Origin of the sequence: Lachnoanaerobaculum umeaense, assembly GCF_003589745.1 — a bacterium.
In the GTDB taxonomy this organism is placed as follows: Bacteria; Bacillota; Clostridia; order Lachnospirales; family Lachnospiraceae; genus Lachnoanaerobaculum; species Lachnoanaerobaculum umeaense.
In genome coordinates, this window is record NZ_CP032364.1 from 509,296 (window position 1) to 529,899 (window position 20,604).

14 protein-coding genes are annotated in these 20,604 nt (G+C 32.6%); 13 read left to right on the top strand and 1 reads right to left on the bottom strand.

Annotated elements, in window-relative coordinates; translation table 11 throughout:
• Positions 1 to 4 precede the first annotated feature (4 nt).
• From D4A81_RS02155 to D4A81_RS02180, 6 genes are all read left to right on the top strand, one after another.
• On the top strand, positions 5 to 1,555 hold the full coding sequence (locus D4A81_RS02155; protein WP_111525269.1) for a hypothetical protein: 1,551 nt from the start codon (positions 5 to 7) through the stop codon (positions 1,553 to 1,555).
• Positions 1,556 to 1,631: 76 nt separating this feature from the next.
• Entirely contained in the window at positions 1,632 to 2,318 is a 687-nt protein-coding gene (locus D4A81_RS02160; protein WP_111525270.1) for a hypothetical protein, read from the top strand.
• Positions 2,319 to 2,549: 231 nt separating this feature from the next.
• A complete protein-coding gene (locus D4A81_RS02165) occupies positions 2,550 to 2,747 on the top strand; it encodes a hypothetical protein (protein WP_111525271.1) in 198 nt (65 codons plus the stop codon).
• A 69-nt stretch (positions 2,748 to 2,816) separates the two neighbouring features.
• A complete protein-coding gene (locus D4A81_RS02170) occupies positions 2,817 to 4,832 on the top strand; it encodes a leucine-rich repeat domain-containing protein (protein ID WP_111525272.1) in 2,016 nt (671 codons plus the stop codon).
• A 136-nt stretch (positions 4,833 to 4,968) separates the two neighbouring features.
• Positions 4,969 to 6,312, top strand: coding sequence for an SWIM zinc finger family protein (locus D4A81_RS02175; protein ID WP_111525273.1), 1,344 nt, complete (start codon positions 4,969 to 4,971; stop codon positions 6,310 to 6,312).
• Position 6,313: 1 nt separating this feature from the next.
• On the top strand, positions 6,314 to 9,682 hold the full coding sequence (locus D4A81_RS02180; RefSeq protein ID WP_111525274.1) for a PRTRC system protein E: 3,369 nt from the start codon (positions 6,314 to 6,316) through the stop codon (positions 9,680 to 9,682).
• Positions 9,683 to 9,774: 92 nt separating this feature from the next.
• Here the strand turns inward: D4A81_RS02180 and D4A81_RS02185 are convergent, their stop codons facing one another.
• Entirely contained in the window at positions 9,775 to 11,529 is a 1,755-nt protein-coding gene (locus tag D4A81_RS02185; RefSeq protein ID WP_111525275.1) for a TM1812 family CRISPR-associated protein, read from the bottom strand.
• A 252-nt stretch (positions 11,530 to 11,781) separates the two neighbouring features.
• Here D4A81_RS02185 and D4A81_RS02190 point away from each other — a divergent pair, with 252 nt between their 5' ends.
• The 7 genes from D4A81_RS02190 to D4A81_RS02220 all read left to right on the top strand — a co-directional run bounded on the left by D4A81_RS02190 (position 11,782) and on the right by D4A81_RS02220 (position 20,603).
• Positions 11,782 to 12,345, top strand: coding sequence for an alpha/beta hydrolase (locus D4A81_RS02190; protein WP_242977700.1), 564 nt, complete (start codon positions 11,782 to 11,784; stop codon positions 12,343 to 12,345).
• Between the two features lie 54 nt (positions 12,346 to 12,399).
• The gene (locus D4A81_RS02195; RefSeq protein WP_111525276.1) at positions 12,400 to 13,668 is read left to right on the top strand and encodes an AAA family ATPase; all 1,269 of its coding nucleotides are present in this window, start codon (positions 12,400 to 12,402) and stop codon (positions 13,666 to 13,668) included.
• Positions 13,669 to 13,746: 78 nt separating this feature from the next.
• Positions 13,747 to 15,570, top strand: coding sequence for a DUF262 domain-containing protein (locus tag D4A81_RS02200; RefSeq protein WP_111525277.1), 1,824 nt, complete (start codon positions 13,747 to 13,749; stop codon positions 15,568 to 15,570).
• Between the two features lie 29 nt (positions 15,571 to 15,599).
• Positions 15,600 to 16,601 carry a helix-turn-helix transcriptional regulator gene (locus D4A81_RS02205; RefSeq protein ID WP_111525278.1) on the top strand — a complete coding sequence of 334 codons (1,002 nt, stop codon included), beginning with the start codon at positions 15,600 to 15,602 and terminating at the stop codon, positions 16,599 to 16,601.
• Positions 16,602 to 16,701: 100 nt separating this feature from the next.
• A complete protein-coding gene (locus D4A81_RS02210; protein ID WP_111525279.1) occupies positions 16,702 to 17,589 on the top strand; it encodes a hypothetical protein in 888 nt (295 codons plus the stop codon).
• The gene (locus D4A81_RS02215; protein ID WP_111525280.1) at positions 17,570 to 18,781 is read left to right on the top strand and encodes a DUF6361 family protein; all 1,212 of its coding nucleotides are present in this window, start codon (positions 17,570 to 17,572) and stop codon (positions 18,779 to 18,781) included. Before D4A81_RS02210 ends, D4A81_RS02215 begins: the two co-directional genes overlap by 20 nt.
• Positions 18,765 to 20,603: a phospholipase D family protein gene (locus D4A81_RS02220; protein ID WP_111525281.1), complete on the top strand. Its 1,839-nt coding sequence runs from the start codon at positions 18,765 to 18,767 to the stop codon at positions 20,601 to 20,603. The genes D4A81_RS02215 and D4A81_RS02220 overlap by 17 nt, the downstream gene beginning before the upstream one ends.
• Position 20,604 lies beyond the last annotated feature (1 nt).

Sequence of the window (20,604 nt, forward strand, 5' to 3'; positions counted from 1 at the left end):
AGCTATGAATTTTAGTAGGAGAGATCATCTAGGTGATGAAATGAGGGATATATATAAAAAGATTTATACCGGTGGAGATGTTATGGTGGGAATGCATATATCCAGACTTGTAGATATATTCTATATTCTCTCTAAGGCAGGAATGCTAACTAATATTACAAGAAGAAAATTAAAAGCCTTTCTAATAAAAGCAATCAACCTAAATGGATTATTTGTTGAATCAAGAAATACATTCGATGTAGAAGCTATTGACTTATTCACTAAAGAAAAAGATAGATTTAATCTCAAGGATCTTATAATATTGATTTTAGAGGAACTATATAATGATCCATTTGTAAAAAATAGGGTTTATAGTAGAGAAAAATTTAATGAAATCATTGAACTTTTCAATGACTGTACTGAAAAGAGTAACTGTATTGAGGAAGAAGATTGGGTGGATTTTTACTTTTGTGATGATAAAGTTTTTTTTACAAAGATAGATGGGGAAGATATTTATCTATATTTAAAGCAAGAGCCCAGATTTATACACATTGGTCTGGAAACTGTTGATAATAATGATTATAAGAAAGACTATGGTAAGATTGCAGAAGAGGAATTGAGTAATGGACGAATTTTTCATCAAGGTGATGAACCAATAGTATTCGTACAGACAGATAAAGGCTATATAAAAAAAATTAAAGTGGGATTTGATAGAAGATGTGTGCATTCAAAAATAAAAGGTAAAATTATTGATCAACTAAAAGATGAAAGCCTTTTAGTGATGGAAGACAATAGACTCATTCGTTTAATGCCAAATGGCAAAGTGATAGTAGTGGTTGATAATATTTCTGGGGGATTCACCTGCATATCTACAGATGGCGAAGATGTATTTTGGAAGAGTAACAATAAAAAAAAGTATAACAATATTGTTAAGAGTCTTAAGGTCGATAGATTGAGTAATGAAATGCTTTGGAAAGGATTATTGTTTGCACTATATAATTTTGAATCTATGAAGTTTAGCTATAAACTTGGAGATAGAATTAGATTTGCTACTTTGTTTGAGCGAATACCAGATCCTTTTAATATGGAGTTAATTGTAAAAAGAATATCAGAAATTGAGCGGTATTGTTATGACAAAGATATCACTAAGACAGAATGTTATGTGGAAACAATGGGCAGTATTATGAAAATTGAGGATGAGCAACTTAATGAGGTGGAAACACATATGATGTTGGAATATATTCTGGATAGTATAAGCATAGATCCATATAAACTTATCTCTATTGATAATAGATTGATAAATTATATAGAGTATTTAACTGAGGGCATATATGATTTCATTGAAGGAACAGATGATTATAATAATGGTAATTTTCCGATTGATTACATCGAAATTGAAGACACTGATGAAGCTAGGATCAATAGAATTAAATATGAGATTGCTAGAATGAATAAAGAGCTTGAATATATAGGGGTGAAATCACCATCAGATTTAGAGCGTAAAGGGAAAATAGAAATTATAGAACATAATAGAGCAGAAATTGAGAAGAAAGACAAAACACCACATGAATCATAATATATAAAATTTTTAAAAGAGAGTTTGTTGGAATTATGATAATATCTTTAAATTTATAGAAAGGAGGATATATTAGATGGATTACAGACAAATAGCTATATTTATTACATTTGGAATTATTTTTATAGGATTTTCTTTTAGGCTATATCGCATAAACTCACTTTTAAAAAGACGTAGTTTCACAGTATCATTTAGAAATTTATTTATAGAAATGGTAAATCTATTTTACGAAGATTACATAATAAAAGATAGTTTATATAAAAAATATATTCATGAAGTGGATGCCATACAAGAGGAATTAGGTAGTGATGGAATTCTCTCAAATTATATAGATCAAGGTATGTATTATTTAAACTACCCGGTATTTTCAAACGTAATTTCGGAACTTAGGGCTGTAGATGTAATAGGAAATAATAGAATTAAAATAAAGCAGATTTCACATCTTGTAGGAATTTGTTGTGATTCATTAAATAGACATATAGGTAATCTTGAGCGTAGGTTAAAACGAGAAAGAAAAGCTATATTTAATCCTTTTTCCTGTTTTATATTAGGTATTAGATTTGTAATCCATATACCTGAAGATATCTTATTCCGTTGTGGATTTGTTAGCCATAATGAAATACTAAGTAGTAATAGTTTGTATAAGACTATAGGAATGTCTGTTACCATCATTGGGGTAGTAAGCTCTGTAACCACAATAATGCTTGTATGGAATGTAACTTTGGCCTATTTAATAAAAGTAATACAATATTTTATTTTCTAAATATATTATATATCAGAGCCTATTTATATCATTACTTATTCTAATATATGGACTGAGGAGTGTGGGTTTTAAAATATATCGTATTCTTTTTATAATATTTATATACTAATATTGCTATAGTTGACATGTATACTGTATTGTAGTACATAATATTAAAGCAATGTGTATTATATGTAATGTATCCTTTTTAAGGGACAACATATTGTATATAATTGCATTATGGAGGGTGTTATGTCAGAAGATGAGAAAATTACAATAGATATTGATAGACTAAGAGATGATATACGAGAAGAATTTTTGGGAGCGTACTTTGGTGGAGGATATGGAGCTGCTTTAATGGAATCATTTGATGTAGATGATGCAACGGATGAGGAACTTGTTGAGATGGCTCAGAGTATGGGGATTGACCTACGAAGATATCAAGTGTAGGTGGTTTATAATGGACAAAGTAGATGTCCTAGCAATTAATGTTTTTAAAATTGAAATAGAGGCTATATTATGGGGATAAAATATAATACAAACTTTTCACCCAAAGGACCGAGTGAATTTGCCAAAGTAAAAGTATTAGAAGAAGCTGTTCAAAAAGGAACACTTGAGTATCTGCAAGCTGTTATTGATAAGTATAAAAACTTTGAAATGACAGCACGTGCATTGGGATTGGCAGCAAGATACAGAGGAATGGAGTTTGTAAAAGTTTTAGCAAATAACAAAGCAACCTTTAACTACAATAGAAATGGGGCTTTTCAAAGAAAATATAAAATGACGCAAAAAGCCGGTTATGGATATTATTGGACAGATTATTGCTTTATGATCGTACCGGAGAAGTTGAATTTGACTCTTGATAAGTGGGGAAATAGCTCATATAAAAATTCCGGTTTATGCGGAGTTCACAAGATGAACATTGTAAAGGAGCTGGTACCACTAAGTTTAGAAAAACGAATTGAGATTGCAAAATATTTTATTGAAAATAAAGATTTAGAGGCTTCAATGGATGGTATGCTCTACTGGGCATTGACAAATGATGAACTGGTATTTGCAGATGCACTGATAGATATGGGTGTAAATTTGAATGATATGGAAGCTAACTATTGTGAAAGGCATTCCGGGCTCACATACCTTGATATAATAACATCTGCAATTAAATCAAAATATCGAAGTACTTATGTGGAAAGTATAATAGGATTAAAAGAAGAGAAACTTCTTCCTGTATTAGAAAGATTTGATAAACTTGCAAAAAATGTAGGTAAGAAACTTTTTATAAGTCAGAGGATATTTGATTATGCTAAATGGAATAGAGAGTCATTGTCATATGTTTTTAAAAATGCAGATATATCAAAAATTAATAAAAAAAAGACTTTGGAAAATGCTGTATCAAATAATGATATTGAAAAGCTTGAAATAATGGCTGAGGGTGGATGGCTAAGAATTGCAGAGAAGCGTGAAGGATTAATAGATTTTGCACGTGAGAATGGATATGAAGAGGCACTTTCATGGCTTATAGATTTTAAGAACAGAACTGTGGATCTTGCATTAGAGAAATTAAGGGTAGAAGCAAAGATGCTTAAGGAACTTATGGAAAATCCTAATTCTGTATCAGCTATGAAGAAAAAGTGGAGATATAAAAAACAAGAGAATAATACATTGCAGATTACAAGTTATAAGGGAGATGAAGAGCATGTAGAAATTCCATCAATGATTGGAAGAGTAAAAGTCACATCTATTGGAAGAGAAGCATTTTCTGCTAGGGCGAGTAGAATAAAAAATGCAGATAACAGGAGAAAGATTAAGTCGGTTATTATTCCGGAAGGGGTAAAAGAAGTTGGTGAGTCAGCTTTTAGAGGATGTGAATCTATAGAAACTATTAAAGTTCCCAAAACGGTTAAAAAAATAGATGAATATGCTTTTGAAGGATGTTCGAATTTAAAAGAAATCGTATTGCCACAAAAAGTAAAAACAGAAAAGGGGATTTTTTCCGGTTGTCTTTCACTATGTAATGAAGATGGACTTATTATACTTGATGATGTATTGTATGGATGGAAGGGACTTAAGCAGGGAGAAAAAATATTGGTGATTCCGGAAGGAATTACAAAAATAGCTAAATGTGGATTATCAGATTATTTTTCATATTATGCTTGGAGTTTGAAAGAAATAGTTTTGCCTGATGGACTTCTTGAGATAGGTGAGGCGGCATTTAAGGGAATACATTTAGAGAAAATTAATATTCCGGACAGTGTAAGAAAGCTTGGAAAAGAGGCATTTGCATGGACAAATATTACAGAAATAAGGATACCCAAAGGAGTAAAATCTCTACCTGCAGAATTATTTTTATCTTGTAATTTAAAAAAAATGTATATTCCCGGTACTGTGGAAAAAATCGGAAGATCAATATTTGGACAAGGCTCTATGTTTAATAAAATAACAGAATTATATGTATACACTCCTTCAGGTTCGGCTGCGGAAGAATATATGAAGAATATTCCCGGTGTATATGTTCTAAATGATTATACGGAATAGGATTAAAATCATATCAAAACAAGTAAAATAGAAAAATATATGCTAAAATAAAATGGCAATTCCTTGGGGAATTGCCATTTAAAAATACAAATAGAATTTTATTGAAAATCACAATATAAAATTTCAGGGGGATATAATGAGAGAATTTAAAACAGCATCAACCCTTTTTGATGGCAACTTAACTTTATCTATAGCACCTGCACTTACCCCAAACGGTATAGAGAATGATCCTTTATTTTTCAATGGAGAAATCATCAATCCGACAATAGTTTCAGGTGGGCTTTTGGTACTTGCAGATATAGTCAGTACAAGATACTTTAAATACGTACCGGTGGACTTGAGAGACCCTATTCTCTGTGCCCAGGGTGACAGACTGAGGGCAGAATGCTTCTCAGCTTGCAATGGTGTTTATGCAAGAATGGATGTGTTCCAAAGTGCTTTGGATGGTGACATACTTTATGGTACTACAAATGTGGATATAGGTAACAATTTACGAAAGTCTCTTCTTAATATAAGACAGGGAGACAGATTAAAGCTTAGAATAGGAGATGAAGGACTTAAGACCTTGCACAGTAAAAATCTTGATAATGGAAGTGTGCTTACAGATATAGTTACTCAAAGGCCTGTAAAGATGCCTGACAGATGGATAAGAGCACTTGGAAATTGTGCCATGCTGCACCAAAATATGGAATATAAATTCCATATTGAGGGAATGCAGGCAAAATCATTTATTGCAATGCTGCCACCTGCTACAGGTAAGGAGAGATCGGGATGGCTTACACCTACAAAGACAGGTGTAATGTTAAAATCAAGAGAAGAAAAAAATAGCGTATATATCAGCGGACTCCATAGACTCAGTGCACTTAAGAGGATAATGAGTAATGTAAATGCTGTTTATTTTTATGCACCGAATGATGGTGAGCCGGGGCAGATGATGATTGAAGTATGTATGACCGGAGCAAATATTACCCTCAGTTTAACAGCGAAAAGTTATGAAGGGTATTCAGGCGAGGGAGCATTACTTGATTCGCTTTCAACTCCTAAAATACTTGAATGTGCGGACAAAATTGATAATATATTAAACTTTGAATCAAGACTTGATATTGATAAAATATCAAAATCAATCGGAATAGTAAAAAATGATATGAATGATGCAATGGAGCTGCTTGCCGTTTCAGGGAAGCTTGGGTTTGATGTCAGAGATAGAGCATTTTTCCATAGGGAATTGCCGGATGATCCGGATAGAGTTTTAAAGGATAATCCAAGGCTTGTGGGTGCAAAGAAGCTGGTTGAAGATACTGAATATATTGATGATAATATATGGTATGTAAAATCAGGGGATACAACTTACAGAGTTATTTTTCCTACAGATGAAAACCTAGAGAATGCAAAATGCACATGTACATGGTATCTGAAACATCAAAACAGTAGGGGACCATGTAAACATATCTTGGCGGTAAAACTAAAAAAAGGAGTATAGTATGGCAAGCAAACTAGAAAAAGCAGCAGAAATATATCGTTCTCTTGGCTATGAAGAGACAGATTTTGATGATATTTTAAATCTTGGAATAGGAAGCAAAGAAGAGCAAAAAGAGGCAAGGGAAGGATTAAAATCCGGAGACTGGACGGAGATAAAACAATTATCAGATAATACATATGGATTTGTTTCTGTGGTGGATGTAGATCTTGAAAAGCTTGCAATCTTTGCTATAAGAGTGGGTGTGGATGCCAAGAGAGCTGCAAATATTCTTAGAAGAAGCAGCAAAGTCGCTCTAAAGGCTATAAAGGAGAGAGGTGAGACTTATGCCATGAACTTTATACAAGCCGCCTGTGCATCAAACAGGAGAATATGGGAGCATTCATTGTCAGTGCTTGGAATGTTGGCATTAAAACTTGTGCATGAAATGAATCTTGAAATTCCTGAGTCTGTGGAGTATATGAAGGACTGGGCAGCTGTAGCGGCAATTCTTCTGACATCAAAAAGAAAAGACTACAATTTTGATGAGAGATTTGTAATTGAAAAGGAAGAGATTTTAAGAAGGTTCAAAGAGCATATAGAAGCCGGAGTGGCTTTAAATGTGCCTGCAACCGGACCTTTCTCTGATATACTTATATGGGGTGTACAAAATAATCTCATTACAAAAGATAATGCTATGGAGCAGGTGTTTTACGGACTTAGCATTGCACAAAGGCCGGGAGACAGAAAAGAGCTTGTAAATGTTTTAGAGCAAATCGGACTTAGTGACAGTGATATTATAGAAAGAATGGAAACAATTATTCCACTGCTTGGTCTTGGAGAAACGGCAATACTTGAGCGATTTGCACCTGTACTTATAGAGAGTGCTACTGAAGATTGGTTATATACAATACTTATTTCCTGCAGTTCTGCCAAGGTGAAAAAAATAAAAAAATTGATTTTAAAGTCTGTTTTAAAAAGGGAAATACCAAAGTCTGCAAATGAGTATGAAGATTGGCTCTTACTTTATAAGCAGGATGAGGATAAAAGTATAGCAAAGCTTGCGGTAAGCATTGAAAAGGTTTGGGGACTTAAGATAGAACAGGAAGATATAAAAGAAGAGGTGCAAGGGCTTTGGAGAGAAACACCTAAACTTTGGGAATTGCAAAAATTTGAAATAGGAGAAATTTCGCCGGAAAATCTTACAGATCTATTGGCAGTGATTTCTGACAGAAAAGAATATATTGACGATGTGGCTTTCGAGAGATTTATTGCAATGGCAAATTATATTGCACATAAAAATCCTGATGAAGCAAAAATAAGCCTGGCAGGAATTACAATAAATGATTCAAGTGGTATATGGGCACTTGGAAGATGGGCAAAAAATATTGAGAATAATATATGTCCGGATAGTAAGACGAATGAATGGAATGGTGAGAAGGAAGTTTTAAAAATCAGGTATAGCGGATTAGTTTATACAAGAAGGGTAGTATTATTTGAGTCGATAGATAAATGGCCATGTATATTAAGTACACCAAGTTATGAGGACCTAAGCATATCTTTACCTGATTTGACAGATAGACTTATCAAGTATAAGAATGAGAATTTTTTATATGTCGCTGAACCGGATTTACAGTTTGCAATTACCAGGTTGGATATTGAACGTATTACAAAAGAAGATAAAAAAAGGTTTTTGGAAAAAACAGATGGATTAAAATTAAAAATTTTACTTCCTTTGGGAGATTTTTTAAAGGATGTAAAGGGAGAAGATATTTTTGTTGAGGAAATAATAAAAGAATATTTAGACGATCCATATGTTGAACCGGAATTTTTATTCGAAAAAAATACATATTGGAGAGTGGACGTTGATGTGCCGGAAAGTTTAAAAGCATTTCCTTTTAGGCTTTCATGGTGCTATGAAGATATGTATTCTATTTTCCCGACCTGGGGAGATTATTCACTTACCGCCATACGAAGAGATAGTGAAGCCTATCATAGTCAGGGCATAAATTTAAGGCAGATAGCAAAAAGGAGAAAGCCTCTTACAAAAGGTGCAATGATGAACTGGATCGCAGCGTGGAGTAACTTAAATGATGAGAATGCTGCAGATGTTATTTCGGCAACTCATGAAGCATGGGAAAGAGGACTTCTATTACCGGGAATTGCAGATGTTTCATACCTGGATTGGAGTGGCGGTACACCGTCAAACCTGGCAAGCCTGGCTTTTGCAATGGACAATATGGCTAAAGAAGGTATGCTAAGTCTTGTTTGGAAAGCCGCATGTGATATTGTGGAAGTATCTTTAATGTCGCCAAGAATGCTCTCAGGTACTGCACAGATAGTAAAGTTTATAAGAGATTATATTGATGAAGTTATTTTTGCGGTAGAAAATAAGCTTGCCACAAAAAATGCATTGGAATTGAGGGCTGTAAAGAATCTTGCAACTAAATCCGGATCTTCAAAGGCTGTAGAATATGCCAAGGAAATAGTGAATAAGCTAAATTCTCTTGGCATGGATATAAAAGAAGAAAAGTATGAAGAAGTACAGAATCAAAATACGCCGAATGATTTTGATGAAGTATGGATGACATTACCAAAGGCTAAAAAGCTTATCTATGATAATGTTGAGTTTGATATAAATGTATTTGAAGTAAGAAAAGGCGAAAAAGCTTTTAGCTTTGATTTGAAATTACCGGACATACCCGACAGGCTGTTTCAAGTATATATTTACGGATGGTTTTACGGAATTCAAAAAGAGGCTCAAATGTCGGGAGCTGTGGCCGACAGCGACGGAAAAATTATAGATGAGAAAGCAAAAAGCGTATGGCTTCATTATGACCCTGAAAAGAAAAAGGTTGTAGTAAGTAAATATAGAAACTGGAGAGGTGAAAAAGAAGGACCTCTTGAGGGCAGTTCAACACCTTACTCAAAGATATTTTTAACTATTGCAGTAAGTACTCTGGCACAGGATGGGGAGAGTATTTATGGAGCAAAAAGTCTTTTCAGACAACTGGTGGACTCAGGAGATTTATCTGTAGAGAATTTAAGAGAAATAATGAGAGAACTTTTATTACATGAGGAGATAAGCCCTGCAAAGCTGGTAAGAATAGTTGAGAAAGAAAGCAAGCTTTTAAGCATATGCTATGTAATGCTTGTTGAGTGTATCAAATACGCCGGAGGGGTTGTTGTAAAGAATAATAAGCCACCTGTATGGATAAACAGAGTTTTGGATATCTGTACTTATTATGCTGATTATTTAAGGGAAGCGATGAAGAGAGGATATATTTTGGATGAAGATGCCAAATGGTATGGACTTTTAGAAATTGCAAACAGTAGTGCTAAGTCTGCTGCGGTGAAGAAGGCGAAGAATTTGGCAAAAATATTAGGAATATAAAGAAAATAGAAAAGTATATAGAAGAAATTGTTTTAGATTTTTATAAAAAAGCGACAGCCTGTAATATACAGGCTGCTGCTTTTTAGATTGTATTAATTTTTGCAGATCTCTTTCGAGAATTCTATAGCAGCCTCTAGAGTATCTGAAATGAATTTACTTTCTAATTCAAACTTGAATGTTTCACTGGCAGCGATTGCAGTATCACCCAAGCCTTTTTCTTCCAGGTATTCTTGCATTTTTGCATTCATACCTCCAACATCACCACTTACATGGTTAATATTATTTCTGAGTATTTTAATAGCATGGTAATATTTCATAGCTTGCCACAACTTCGGGTTTGATGTTTCAAGTTCCTGTAAAGAAAAGATTGTCTTTATATCCTTAGTAATCTTGTCCTTGACACATTTCACAAAAATATCTTCGTTATTCATAAAAGAAGTTATAAAGTCCCGAAAATTTGTGGCTTTATGTAATATATCTTTTGATAACTCATCTTTTTTTTCATGTGTATATTGATTTTTTATTGTTTTAAAAGCTTTATAAACAATTATTGAACAATCTTCTATTTCGTCAACCTCAAAGCCTTTACATTTGTTCTGTACATTAGATATTTCACAATCTATATAGTCTGATATTTTCTTTTTATATTTATTTCTTTTTCCATCAGAATCATTAAATTCGTCCCAAATTTTGCTGAGATTTTTATACTTCTCGTGTATATCTTTATAACTTCTACATTTTGGAATCGGTTTTTTGAGTTCATTCTTAAAATCATCATAGTTATTTAAAATATAATAGCTTAGTATTTTCTCATTATATATAGTTACTGCCTGCTGTAACATATTATTATTCAAACACCACTGAGACAGATCCAAAATAGATGGAGGTTCTTTGCCAATATACAGCTTTTCCTTTACTGTAGGTATTAGAGTCTTAAACATTTGAACAAATATATCATCACTTATATCTTGCTCCAATGTATTAATAGATTCACTTATAGAAGTAATAGCATCAACTATGGAACCTACATTACATAGAGCAATAGCATCGGAGAAACTTTGCAAGCTGCTAACAAAGTTGTTCACATTATCATTATTTGTAGTGTTCTCCAATTTCTTTTGTAAATCTACCAACTGTCTTGCATTTCCTGTACCGACAAACTCACTTACTCCATTAATCATGTTAAACATATCGTAAATATATCTAATGTTACGAATTGCTTTTGGTTTAGAGAAAAAATCACTATATATGATATCTTTACATACAATTCCTTTAAATTCCAAATATCGTATAAGTGCTATCATAAACAAACTGCTGTCTCGAAGTCCACCTGTATAGTCAATATAAATGAGTTTTCCAATATCACTGGTTTTAATTTGGTTATATATGTAGGTAGGCTTATCTTTTGGGTCAAAATCTTCATTATTCGGATCAAAGTCATAATAAATAGGAATGATTTCTATTGAAGGTCCTACCTCATTCCTTATTAAAGCTGAAAAACGATCAAAAGCTGTTTTACCCTTTTCCAGTTCCAATTTACTACTCTCATTTTCTAATTGTGGAAGTTTAATATTGTAAACATCTTTTGATACGATACAAAAAATTTTATTGATAGGTTCTTCATTATGTTCTGCCAACTTCAGAAGAAATCTGGCAGGAGCATCGTTAGTATGGCATCCGGAAAAAGCTAATTTATTATTATCATTGTCAATTATATAAGAATCGTAGTCCTCATTATTTTCAATTATAATATGATTCTCATCTTTTTTTAGATTTTCAGAATCCTCTTTTTTTATAGTATATTTACTCAAAAACAATAACATACTGGATCTTTTTTGATCTTCCATAGGTAGTCCCCCTTAGTCAACAGATGATTATTAGCCTGATACTATGATATTTAAATACTTGTAGTATCAACACCGACTCAATATATTAAATTAATTATAATAGTTTTTGATAGTTTTGAAAACTGAATTTACCTTAGTACTACAGTACCTTTATCTGATGTGCAAAATATTGTACATTCTTTGTGATATTTTAAATATAGAAAATAAATTGTGTGAATAGATTCCACTAAGGACTGAAGAGGAGTAGAGACATTGAAACAGTATGATAAAGTAATTGAAAAACAGTTTGGGATTATAAAAGGTGAAAAATATCTTGTTTTTATTAAAACCGGTAGAGGTGGAAGTATAGAAGGTTTTGAAAATAAATATTTGAATATATGCAGCTTTTTATTTGAAAAATATGGTTATACATTTGTTGTTTCCGCCAATCCTAAAGATTCGGCATGTGATTTGGAGGAAGAAATAAAATGTATTAGTAAGTATATAGGGGATTATAAAGAAATATTTTTTGTAGGAATTTCAAACGGAGCTTCGATAGGTGCAGCTCAGTGTAGAAAAATTGAAAAAATAAAGAATGCTATTTTGATCAATGCTCCATTGATGATCAATTTTCACAAAATAAAAGAAGGTGCCAAAAAGTTTAGAGGAAATAATATGTACTTTTTGTATGGTGAAGACGATCCGTCATTTCGCTATATTGAAATATTAAAGAGCATAAAAAATACTGCCTGTAAATATAAAATAATCAAAGGTGAAGGACATGATTTTTCAAAAGAGTCTTTAATATATGAATTAAATTATTTTTTGACGGGTTGAAGGCGGAAAATAAAGGTAATAGAAAAAATCATGTTAGATTAGAGGGAGAAGAAAATGAGCGAATTTGATAAAATCATAGGATATGCCGATATAAAGGCTGAATTGATACGTTTTTGTGATGTACTGAAAAACTTTAAAGATTATAAGAGGCTTGGTGTAGAAATACCGAGGGGAATGCTTTTGCATGGTGAGCCGGGTATAGGAAAGACTAGGTTAGCTAAGAGCTTTATTGAAGAAAGCAAAATAAAATCATTTACAATAAGGAAGGATAAACACAGTAGAGAGTTTATTAATCATATCAGAGATATATTTGATAAAGCAAAAGAAGAGGAATTTGCCATAGTATTTCTTGATGATATTGATAAGTTTGCAAATGAGGATGAATACCATAAAGATGCTGAGGAATATGTAGTTGTACAGTCCTGTATCGATGATTGCAAGGATTCAAATGTCTTTGTTTTGGCTACAGCAAACAGTATATATTTTTTGCCGAATTCACTTATGAGAGCAGGACGTTTTAATAAGGTTATTCAGATGACATGCCCCGTTGGAGATGATGCCAAGAAGATAATAAAGCATTTTTTAAGTAAAAAACAAGTGCTTGGAGATATAGATATAGATGATATATCAAGCTTTATGGAAGGACACTCATGTGCAGAATTGGAAATGGTAATAAATGAAGCCGGAATTTATACGGTATTTGACAAAAGAGCAAAGATTGAGCAAAGAGATATTATAAAAGCGTGTATGCGTTTGATATTTGATGCACCTGAGTCGGTAGAATATATTGACAGTAATATTTTAAAAAAGGTTGCAGTGCATGAGTCAGGACATGCTGTTATTTCTGAAATATTGGAGTCGGGATCTGTAAATCTTATTTCAATCTGCGGTTACTCAAATACTTCAGGTGGGATAACATCAGTAAGAAAACCTGACGATTATAATTTCAGTGTGCTTGCACAAGAGAATGAAATAATCAGAAGCCTGGGAGGTAAGGCTGCAATTGAAATGATTTATGGAACATTTGATCTTGGTTGTGAGGGAGATTTGCATAAAGCATTTGATTTGGTTACAACATTTGTTGATAATTACTGTGCATATGGATTTAATGCTTTTGAAAGAGGTACTTCATCCCAATATTTATTGGAAAGCAAGGACAGAAAAGTTGCTGAGCAGATGGATAGATATTATAGAAAGTCAAAGCAGATTATTGCTGAAAATAGAGAATTTTTTGATGCCATGGTTCAAGAACTTTTGAAAGAGAAAACACTTACTAAAAAGCAAATTAGGAGTATACGAGACAGTGTAGTGATTAGAGATTGAAAAAAAGTTGTAATGATGTAGAATAAAAATGAAGTATTATTGTAAACTTAATGGAATAAGTTATTATGGGGAGGATTTATGGGATTTCCGATTGATTCTAAAGTGCTTGGACTTAGAGAGGTAATAAAGGTAAATGAAGGGGAAAGATATAGCATACCTATTTACCAGCGTCCATATTCATGGGAAGAAAAAAACATAAAAGATTTTTTGGAATCTATATTTGATGCATTTAAAGAAGTCAATGAAGAAAAGTGCAAAGCAAATGTAAAACCTGTGTTTTTCGGTACAATACAGCTTGATCATAATAAAGATGACAATACACTTGATATTGTTGACGGTCAACAAAGACTTACAACATTTCTGCTATTTTTGGACTTGCTTCAAAGAAATGAAATACATCCTAAAGAGTATATAGATTGCAGTAAGGTTATAAAATCGGAGAAGCTTAAAGAAGTATTAAATGATGATAATATTAAAAATACTTCTTTAAAATATTATGAAAACAGGAAACTACTAAAGAAAGAAGTTGAGCATTTTGAAAAGGAGTTTAAAGAAAAAAATGAATTCTACACGGAATTGAAAAACTTTGTTTTGGATAATGTATACTTTGTACAACTGATTACTGAAGAAATGGATTTATCCGAAGTGGTTTCGGTTTTTAATACTATAAACACTACCGGACTTGACTTAAATGCAACAGATATTTTTAAAGTAAGATACTATAATTATCTTAGAGGAATCGATAAGACAAAAGACTGGTTGGAAGAAATAAATTCCTGTTATCAATTGATAGATGACAGCAATGAGAAACTTGGAAAAGACGGAAGAACAGATCAGACAAAATTTGATATGGGTTGGGTTTTAGATATCTACAAACATATAATTTGTGCTGAATTCGGATGGGGATTTTCAGAAGTATCCAAAAGCAATCAAAAGTTCTTTGATGAACTTTTTAAAGGGACAAGTCTTACAGAACAAAGTGACCTAAGCGTGCTTGAGTTTGACACATTCAAGCATATAGTAGATGGATTTATAGATTATTGGCGCTGGATTGAAAATGTAAGGTTTAATGGCGAACATCCTGAAATAGCAAAAGAAATCTTTTCAATTTATTTGGTAGAAAAAACCAGATATAAAAGGTATTGGACCATACCATTTGTGGTTGCATACTTTAGGGCTAAAGCCGAAGGAAAAGGCTGGAGCGATTACTATGTAGATTCACTGAGAGTAAATATGTATATGTTTAGATTCTTTTTAATCTATACCGTTGTCAATGACAGAGTAATAAATCCTGTTCAAAATAAGGTTTGTGATGAATGCTTTAAGTGGTTTAAGGAATGTAGCACTGATGATATTATAAAAAACATTAAAGGTATGCTGTGGTCATCAGTACGCAGTGAGGATCATGAACCTAAAGAAGACTTTTATAAAATTATCAAATCAGGATTATTTTACAATGCAAGTAGAGTTAGGCTTGTTTGCACACTGTCTGCATTACTTGATGAAGTAGCTAATTTGGGGAAATCATTTATTTGTCAAGAAAATGAAATAGTAATAAGTGAGCAAGAAATCTATGAAAAGTTTTTCCACTATGCAATCTATGAAAAGAATAAAAACCCTTATGATATAGAGCATATACAGGCAAGAAATAATTTCAGTGATAATAGTGATGAGTTTAACGGAATAGGAAATCTGGTTGTACTTGACAGTCATATAAACAAGAGTATTCAGGATGATGCTGTAAGTGAAAAAATTACTGAATACAAAAATTCACAATATGCAGCAGTTAGAATAGAATTTATGAAAGAATATGAAAGTTGTAGAGATTGGGATATAGACTATGTTGTAAAAAGAGCAGACGAGGAAATTGACAAGATAAAGCGATTTATGGATGAAGAGTAGGATTATTTATATCCGGGAGGGAAGCTTAGGTGTATGGTATAGGAAATAAAAAGATGTTAAATATGTTCATATTGGAGATACTTCGCAATTATACCGATGAAAATCATTCTTTAACACAACAAGAGATTATAAAGCTTTTGGAAAAAGATTACGGAACGGTATGTGACAGACGCTCTGTAAAGAATAATGTCTTGTTATTGAAAGAATTTGGCGAGAGTCATGGATTTGAAATATCAATGGAAGACGGATACAGAATGATTTTTAGAGAGTTTGACGACGCAGAAATTAGAATACTTATAGACAGTGTTTTATTTTCAAAAGCTTTTTCTTCAAATCAGGCAAAAGAATTGATTAAGAAAATCAGAGGGCTTTCAAGTAAATACTTTAATGCAAAAGTATCAAATATATGTAATATACCTGAGCTTAACAAGAACATAAACAGACAAAACATCTACTCAATAGATAAGATAAATGATGCTATCTCAGAGGGACATAAGATTAGTTTTATATATAATGATATAGGAACCGATTTTAAGCTTCATCCAAGGAGAGAAGAGCGTTATATTGTAAATCCGTACAGGATAGTTGCAAATAACGGAAAATTTTATCTGATAGGAAATTATGACAAGTATGATAATGTAGTACATTTTCGTATAGACAAAATGACTGAGGTATGTGAACTTGAAGATAGAATTAAGCCGATGAAAGATGTGCCCGAGCTGGAATGTGGGATAAATCTTCCAAAGCATATGGCAGAACATATTTATATGTTTAGCGGAACAAGCACTGCTGTTAAGCTCCTGACAACTAAAGATATGATGTCTGATTTGGTGGATTGGTTTGGGATGGAGTTTAGTGTTATAAAAAAAGATGAAGAAAAGATCATAGTAAGAGTAAGCTGTAATGAAAGGGCAATGAAGTATTGGGCATTACAATACGGTCCTTATGTAGAGGTGCTGGAACCGGAAAGTCTTAGAAATCAAATTAAGGAAAGTATTGCTAATATGTCAAAGAAATACTCTGATGGATAATACCGGTTTCTTGAATGTAGTAGCTGTCATTTTTAACGGACAGATGCTCTGATAAACTCCAATTATAACAAAGAAGTACTTTGTAGATTGGAGGAAGAAGATGATAGCACAGATGAGTAGTAAATCAAAGATTTATCATAGACAGGGATGTAGATTTATAAATAGAATAGAAGAAAAGTCATTGGTGAGTTTTGACTTGGATGACGGTAGGATTAAATATTTAAAGCCATGTAAGTGCTGCTGTAATATCAAGTTTTTATATAATGAATATAGAGAAAATTTAAAGGATGTATTTAGAGATTTACCTATTTGGACAGAGCTTAAGGAAGACTATGTAGGAGTGCATACTGACTGGTATAATTGGAGAATAGGTCTAAGTGAATCGAGTCAGGAAATAAGACTTTATCTTGAAGAGTGGAATGAAGAACTGCAAAAAGATTTATTAGTCAGAGTGGACCAAGTTGGAAAAAGTAAGAACCTGAAAACAGCTATGAGATATATTGCAAAAGAAGAGAGGGTAGCCTTTTATCCTTGTAAGTATAGGAAGTATGCAATAGGAATAGAGTACTTAGCTAAGAAAAGGGGAGTGCAAATAGAGTTTGACGATACCGATCTTTATATTCTTACAGATATGGCGGCTTGGAAAATATCGTATGTACAATATTTTGACAGGTATAAGTTATTGCATTGTCCATTTGACGGAAAGCCTCTCACTATGGAAGAAGCAAAGACTGCACATTACCATGTGCAAAGGGATGTGGCAAAGAATCAATCACCTTATAATCATTTGGAGTATATTGTAAAACATGATGAAGCAAAAAAATTAATGCAGATTAGTTATAAAAAATTACCGAAAGTAACAAAACAACAAAAAAAGTATTATCGTCAAGCTGAAAATAGGGAAAAAAGAAACAGTATCAGAAGAGTTTGGAATCTATTTGCAGAGCTTGAAGCAGGAAAGGTGAGATATGCCAATCGGATGGATTGATTTTTCAAAAAATGAAAGGAATAAAGTGCTTAAAGTACTGGATCTACTCTCAGAGAACTCAACACTTGATGAACTTGGAATTGCAACAATCAGAGACGGGTTCTCTGATTTGTTCTTTCCCGGAACATCTACAATTCAGACAAGAGCAAAATATTTCTTTATAGTACCCTATGCTTTAAGAGATTTGGAAAGAAGTGGTGAAACAAATGTAGATAAATTTCTTAAATACTTGAATGATATAGAAGAAGCTTGTGCAAAAGTATTTATAGAAAATAACTTAGGGGATACCGGAATAATAGGTAAACGTTCAATTGCAAATGATAAATGGGTTAAACGTTCACCTGCAGATATATATTGGTCGGGTCTAAGACAGTATAAGATATTTAAGGGAGGGAATTTATCCATACAGGAATATGCAAGAGCTGTATGTGCTATAAATAATAAAAAGACAAATCTTATAAATCTTGGAAACAATAATGATAAGGGAATCGAAAATGAGTCAGATGATATGTATGCCGGAGATATTAGAAGTATACATTTTTGGGATATACCAACTTATGATGATGAATGGTTTGATAAGCTTCAAATGGACTTAACGAGGGATGAGGCGGAGTTTTTAAATTATAGAATCATAAACTCATGCGAGGAAAGTCTGTTTGCTTATGTTCTAAAAAATAATTTAGCCCAAATAATGGATTGTAAAAACTTCACAGAGCTTGGTAATATAATTAAATTATTCCCTGAGAAGATGCAAAAAGATTATAGTTTGGCTAAAGACTTTTCAGAGTTTAATTATTTACTTCGTGTTGTCTATAATATAGTTCTTTCTGATGGAAAGAATGAAGAAGCTAATGAGATTTTTGATGATTTATATGATGAGATAAATAATATTGCAAATATTGATTTGGAGGAGATTTTTGCACGCACATATGCATATAGAAACCCAATGATGTGTAAGTTCTTACGGGACTCAAAGAGAGCGATGATTGAAGATAATATTTCAGAACTAAAGAAAACCATTAGTAGTAGAGAAATATTTTTAAAAGGTAGTGGAAGGGCAAGATGTGCTCATCCGGGAGAGTTTGACAGTACAGAATGGTTTGGTGGAGGCAAGCTATATTATAGATTTGATAATGCGATAAAAATAATAAAAGATATATGTAGGGGGAAGGAAAATGTTAAATCCAAGTGATGACAGACTTGATTATGGAAATATTCTATTGCCATCGGAGTGTTATAGACTGGATTTTGCTGTGGGCACTACGTATTCTCTTGACTTGGATGCACTGGTCGGAATATGTATTTCTCTGGGGCTTTTGGAAGATACTGAAAGTGATATAATGAATGATCCAATATGCCTTTTGGAAGCAATTAGAAGGACCGGGGATAAAGTAGTTCTGTTTTGTGAGGCCGGACAGATATATTTGTCGGGGAAGGTGACGCTGCTATATTCTTTGCTTGAAAAAATGGTTTTTCAGGTGGCGACAAAGGAAACAAATGGCATTAAATATCCTTCATTTCATCCAAAGTTTTGGTTGCTAAGATATATAAATGATGAGGATGATGTTTTATATAGAGTTGTAGTATTGAGCCGAAATCTTACATTTGACAGAAGTTGGGATATATCATTCTATATGGATGGTACGATAGATGAAGAAAATGATAAGAATATTCCAATAGCAGACTTCTTAAAATATCTAAACAAACAACTTCCAAAATCAGAGATTGCAAATGATAAGGCAAAGAAAATAAGGCAATTTATTAAGGAACTTGCGTATGTAAATTTTGAAACAGATATGAAGGAATTCTATGATTTTGAATTTATTCCAAGTGGCATACCATGTTCACAAGGTGGTATATATTCAATGCTTGACACTTCTGTGATAAAGAAAAAAGATGATGTAGATGAAAAATCTTTTCATGAGTTACTTGTAGTATCGCCTTTTATAAGTAAGGATATTATAAAACAATTCAATGATAGAAGCAGATGGGTTGAGCATACAGAGTATATGCTTATTACAAGAGAAGTTTCACTTGATAAATTAAGAGATGAGGACTGTGATAATTTTAGAATTTATGTTCTAAAAGATGAGATTGTTGACGGTGAGATGGCTATATCAGATGGTGAAAGCGATTACTGTAAACATGATATTCATGCAAAAATATATATGATACGAAAGAATGCAGATACGGAAGTTTATTTGGGTTCTTTGAATGCTTCACATAATGCGGTTTATGGGAATATAGAATTTATGATTTTGCTAAAATCAAAAAACAGGTATATTAATTTAGAAAAATTAAAGAAAGATATATTTGGCGGAGATGAAGATGGCCCAAATAACCCGTTTAAAGAGGTTTTTCTTTCAGATGGAGAGGCAGAAGAAGAAGAAAATTCAGACGGAATTGACATTTTAATAAAGCAAATAAATCGCTATAAAATTCATGCAATAGTGATTGAAAACGGCGATTATTATGATATTAAGGCGGTTGTAGAAAATTATGAAAAGGTGGATGCTAATATAAAATTAAGTCCTATACTTTTAAAACCTAAGGCAGTTGATTTTTCTGAAATAATGTTATTTGAAAAAATGGCAATGAGCTTTTTATCAGAATTTTATGTATTGTCCATTAGCGATAATTGTGGAAATACAGTAAATAGAGTAATAAAGATAGATACTGAAGGAATACCAAGGGAAAGAGATGGAAAGATTATTTCATCAATTATAGGGGATAATGAGCAAAACTTTTATAGATATTTGGGATTACTTCTGGGAGATGACTATATAATAAGTGCTATTGAAAGTGATGTGTTAAGTGGTCAAAATAATGTAGCCGGGGCAAATAGTTTTGCAGAGAATATGCCTGTTCTTTATGAGAAGATGCTAAAGACTGCAGTGACTGCACCTGAGCGTTTTGTAGAGATAGAAAAGCTTATTCAGGTGTTGTCAGGTGATGATATAGTTCCGGAAGCGTTTAGAAATCTATATGATACATTTAGAAAAGTGGTGAAATAGT

Excerpts from the sequence above, each read along its gene's own strand:
- D4A81_RS02165 (WP_111525271.1), top strand. The coding sequence starts at position 2,550 with ATGTCAGAAGATGAGAAAATTACAATAGATATTGATAGACTAAGAGAT.
- D4A81_RS02215 (WP_111525280.1), top strand. The coding sequence starts at position 17,570 with ATGCCAATCGGATGGATTGATTTTTCAAAAAATGAAAGGAATAAAGTG.
- D4A81_RS02210 (WP_111525279.1), top strand. The coding sequence starts at position 16,702 with ATGATAGCACAGATGAGTAGTAAATCAAAGATTTATCATAGACAGGGA.
- D4A81_RS02155 (WP_111525269.1), top strand. The coding sequence starts at position 5 with ATGAATTTTAGTAGGAGAGATCATCTAGGTGATGAAATGAGGGATATA.
- D4A81_RS02200 (WP_111525277.1), top strand. The coding sequence starts at position 13,747 with ATGGGATTTCCGATTGATTCTAAAGTGCTTGGACTTAGAGAGGTAATA.
- D4A81_RS02170 (WP_111525272.1), top strand. The coding sequence starts at position 2,817 with ATGGGGATAAAATATAATACAAACTTTTCACCCAAAGGACCGAGTGAA.
- D4A81_RS02160 (WP_111525270.1), top strand. The coding sequence starts at position 1,632 with ATGGATTACAGACAAATAGCTATATTTATTACATTTGGAATTATTTTT.
- D4A81_RS02195 (WP_111525276.1), top strand. The coding sequence starts at position 12,400 with ATGAGCGAATTTGATAAAATCATAGGATATGCCGATATAAAGGCTGAA.
- D4A81_RS02185 (WP_111525275.1), bottom strand. The coding sequence starts at position 11,529 with ATGGAAGATCAAAAAAGATCCAGTATGTTATTGTTTTTGAGTAAATAT.
- D4A81_RS02220 (WP_111525281.1), top strand. The coding sequence starts at position 18,765 with ATGTTAAATCCAAGTGATGACAGACTTGATTATGGAAATATTCTATTG.
- D4A81_RS02180 (WP_111525274.1), top strand. The coding sequence starts at position 6,314 with ATGGCAAGCAAACTAGAAAAAGCAGCAGAAATATATCGTTCTCTTGGC.
- D4A81_RS02175 (WP_111525273.1), top strand. The coding sequence starts at position 4,969 with ATGAGAGAATTTAAAACAGCATCAACCCTTTTTGATGGCAACTTAACT.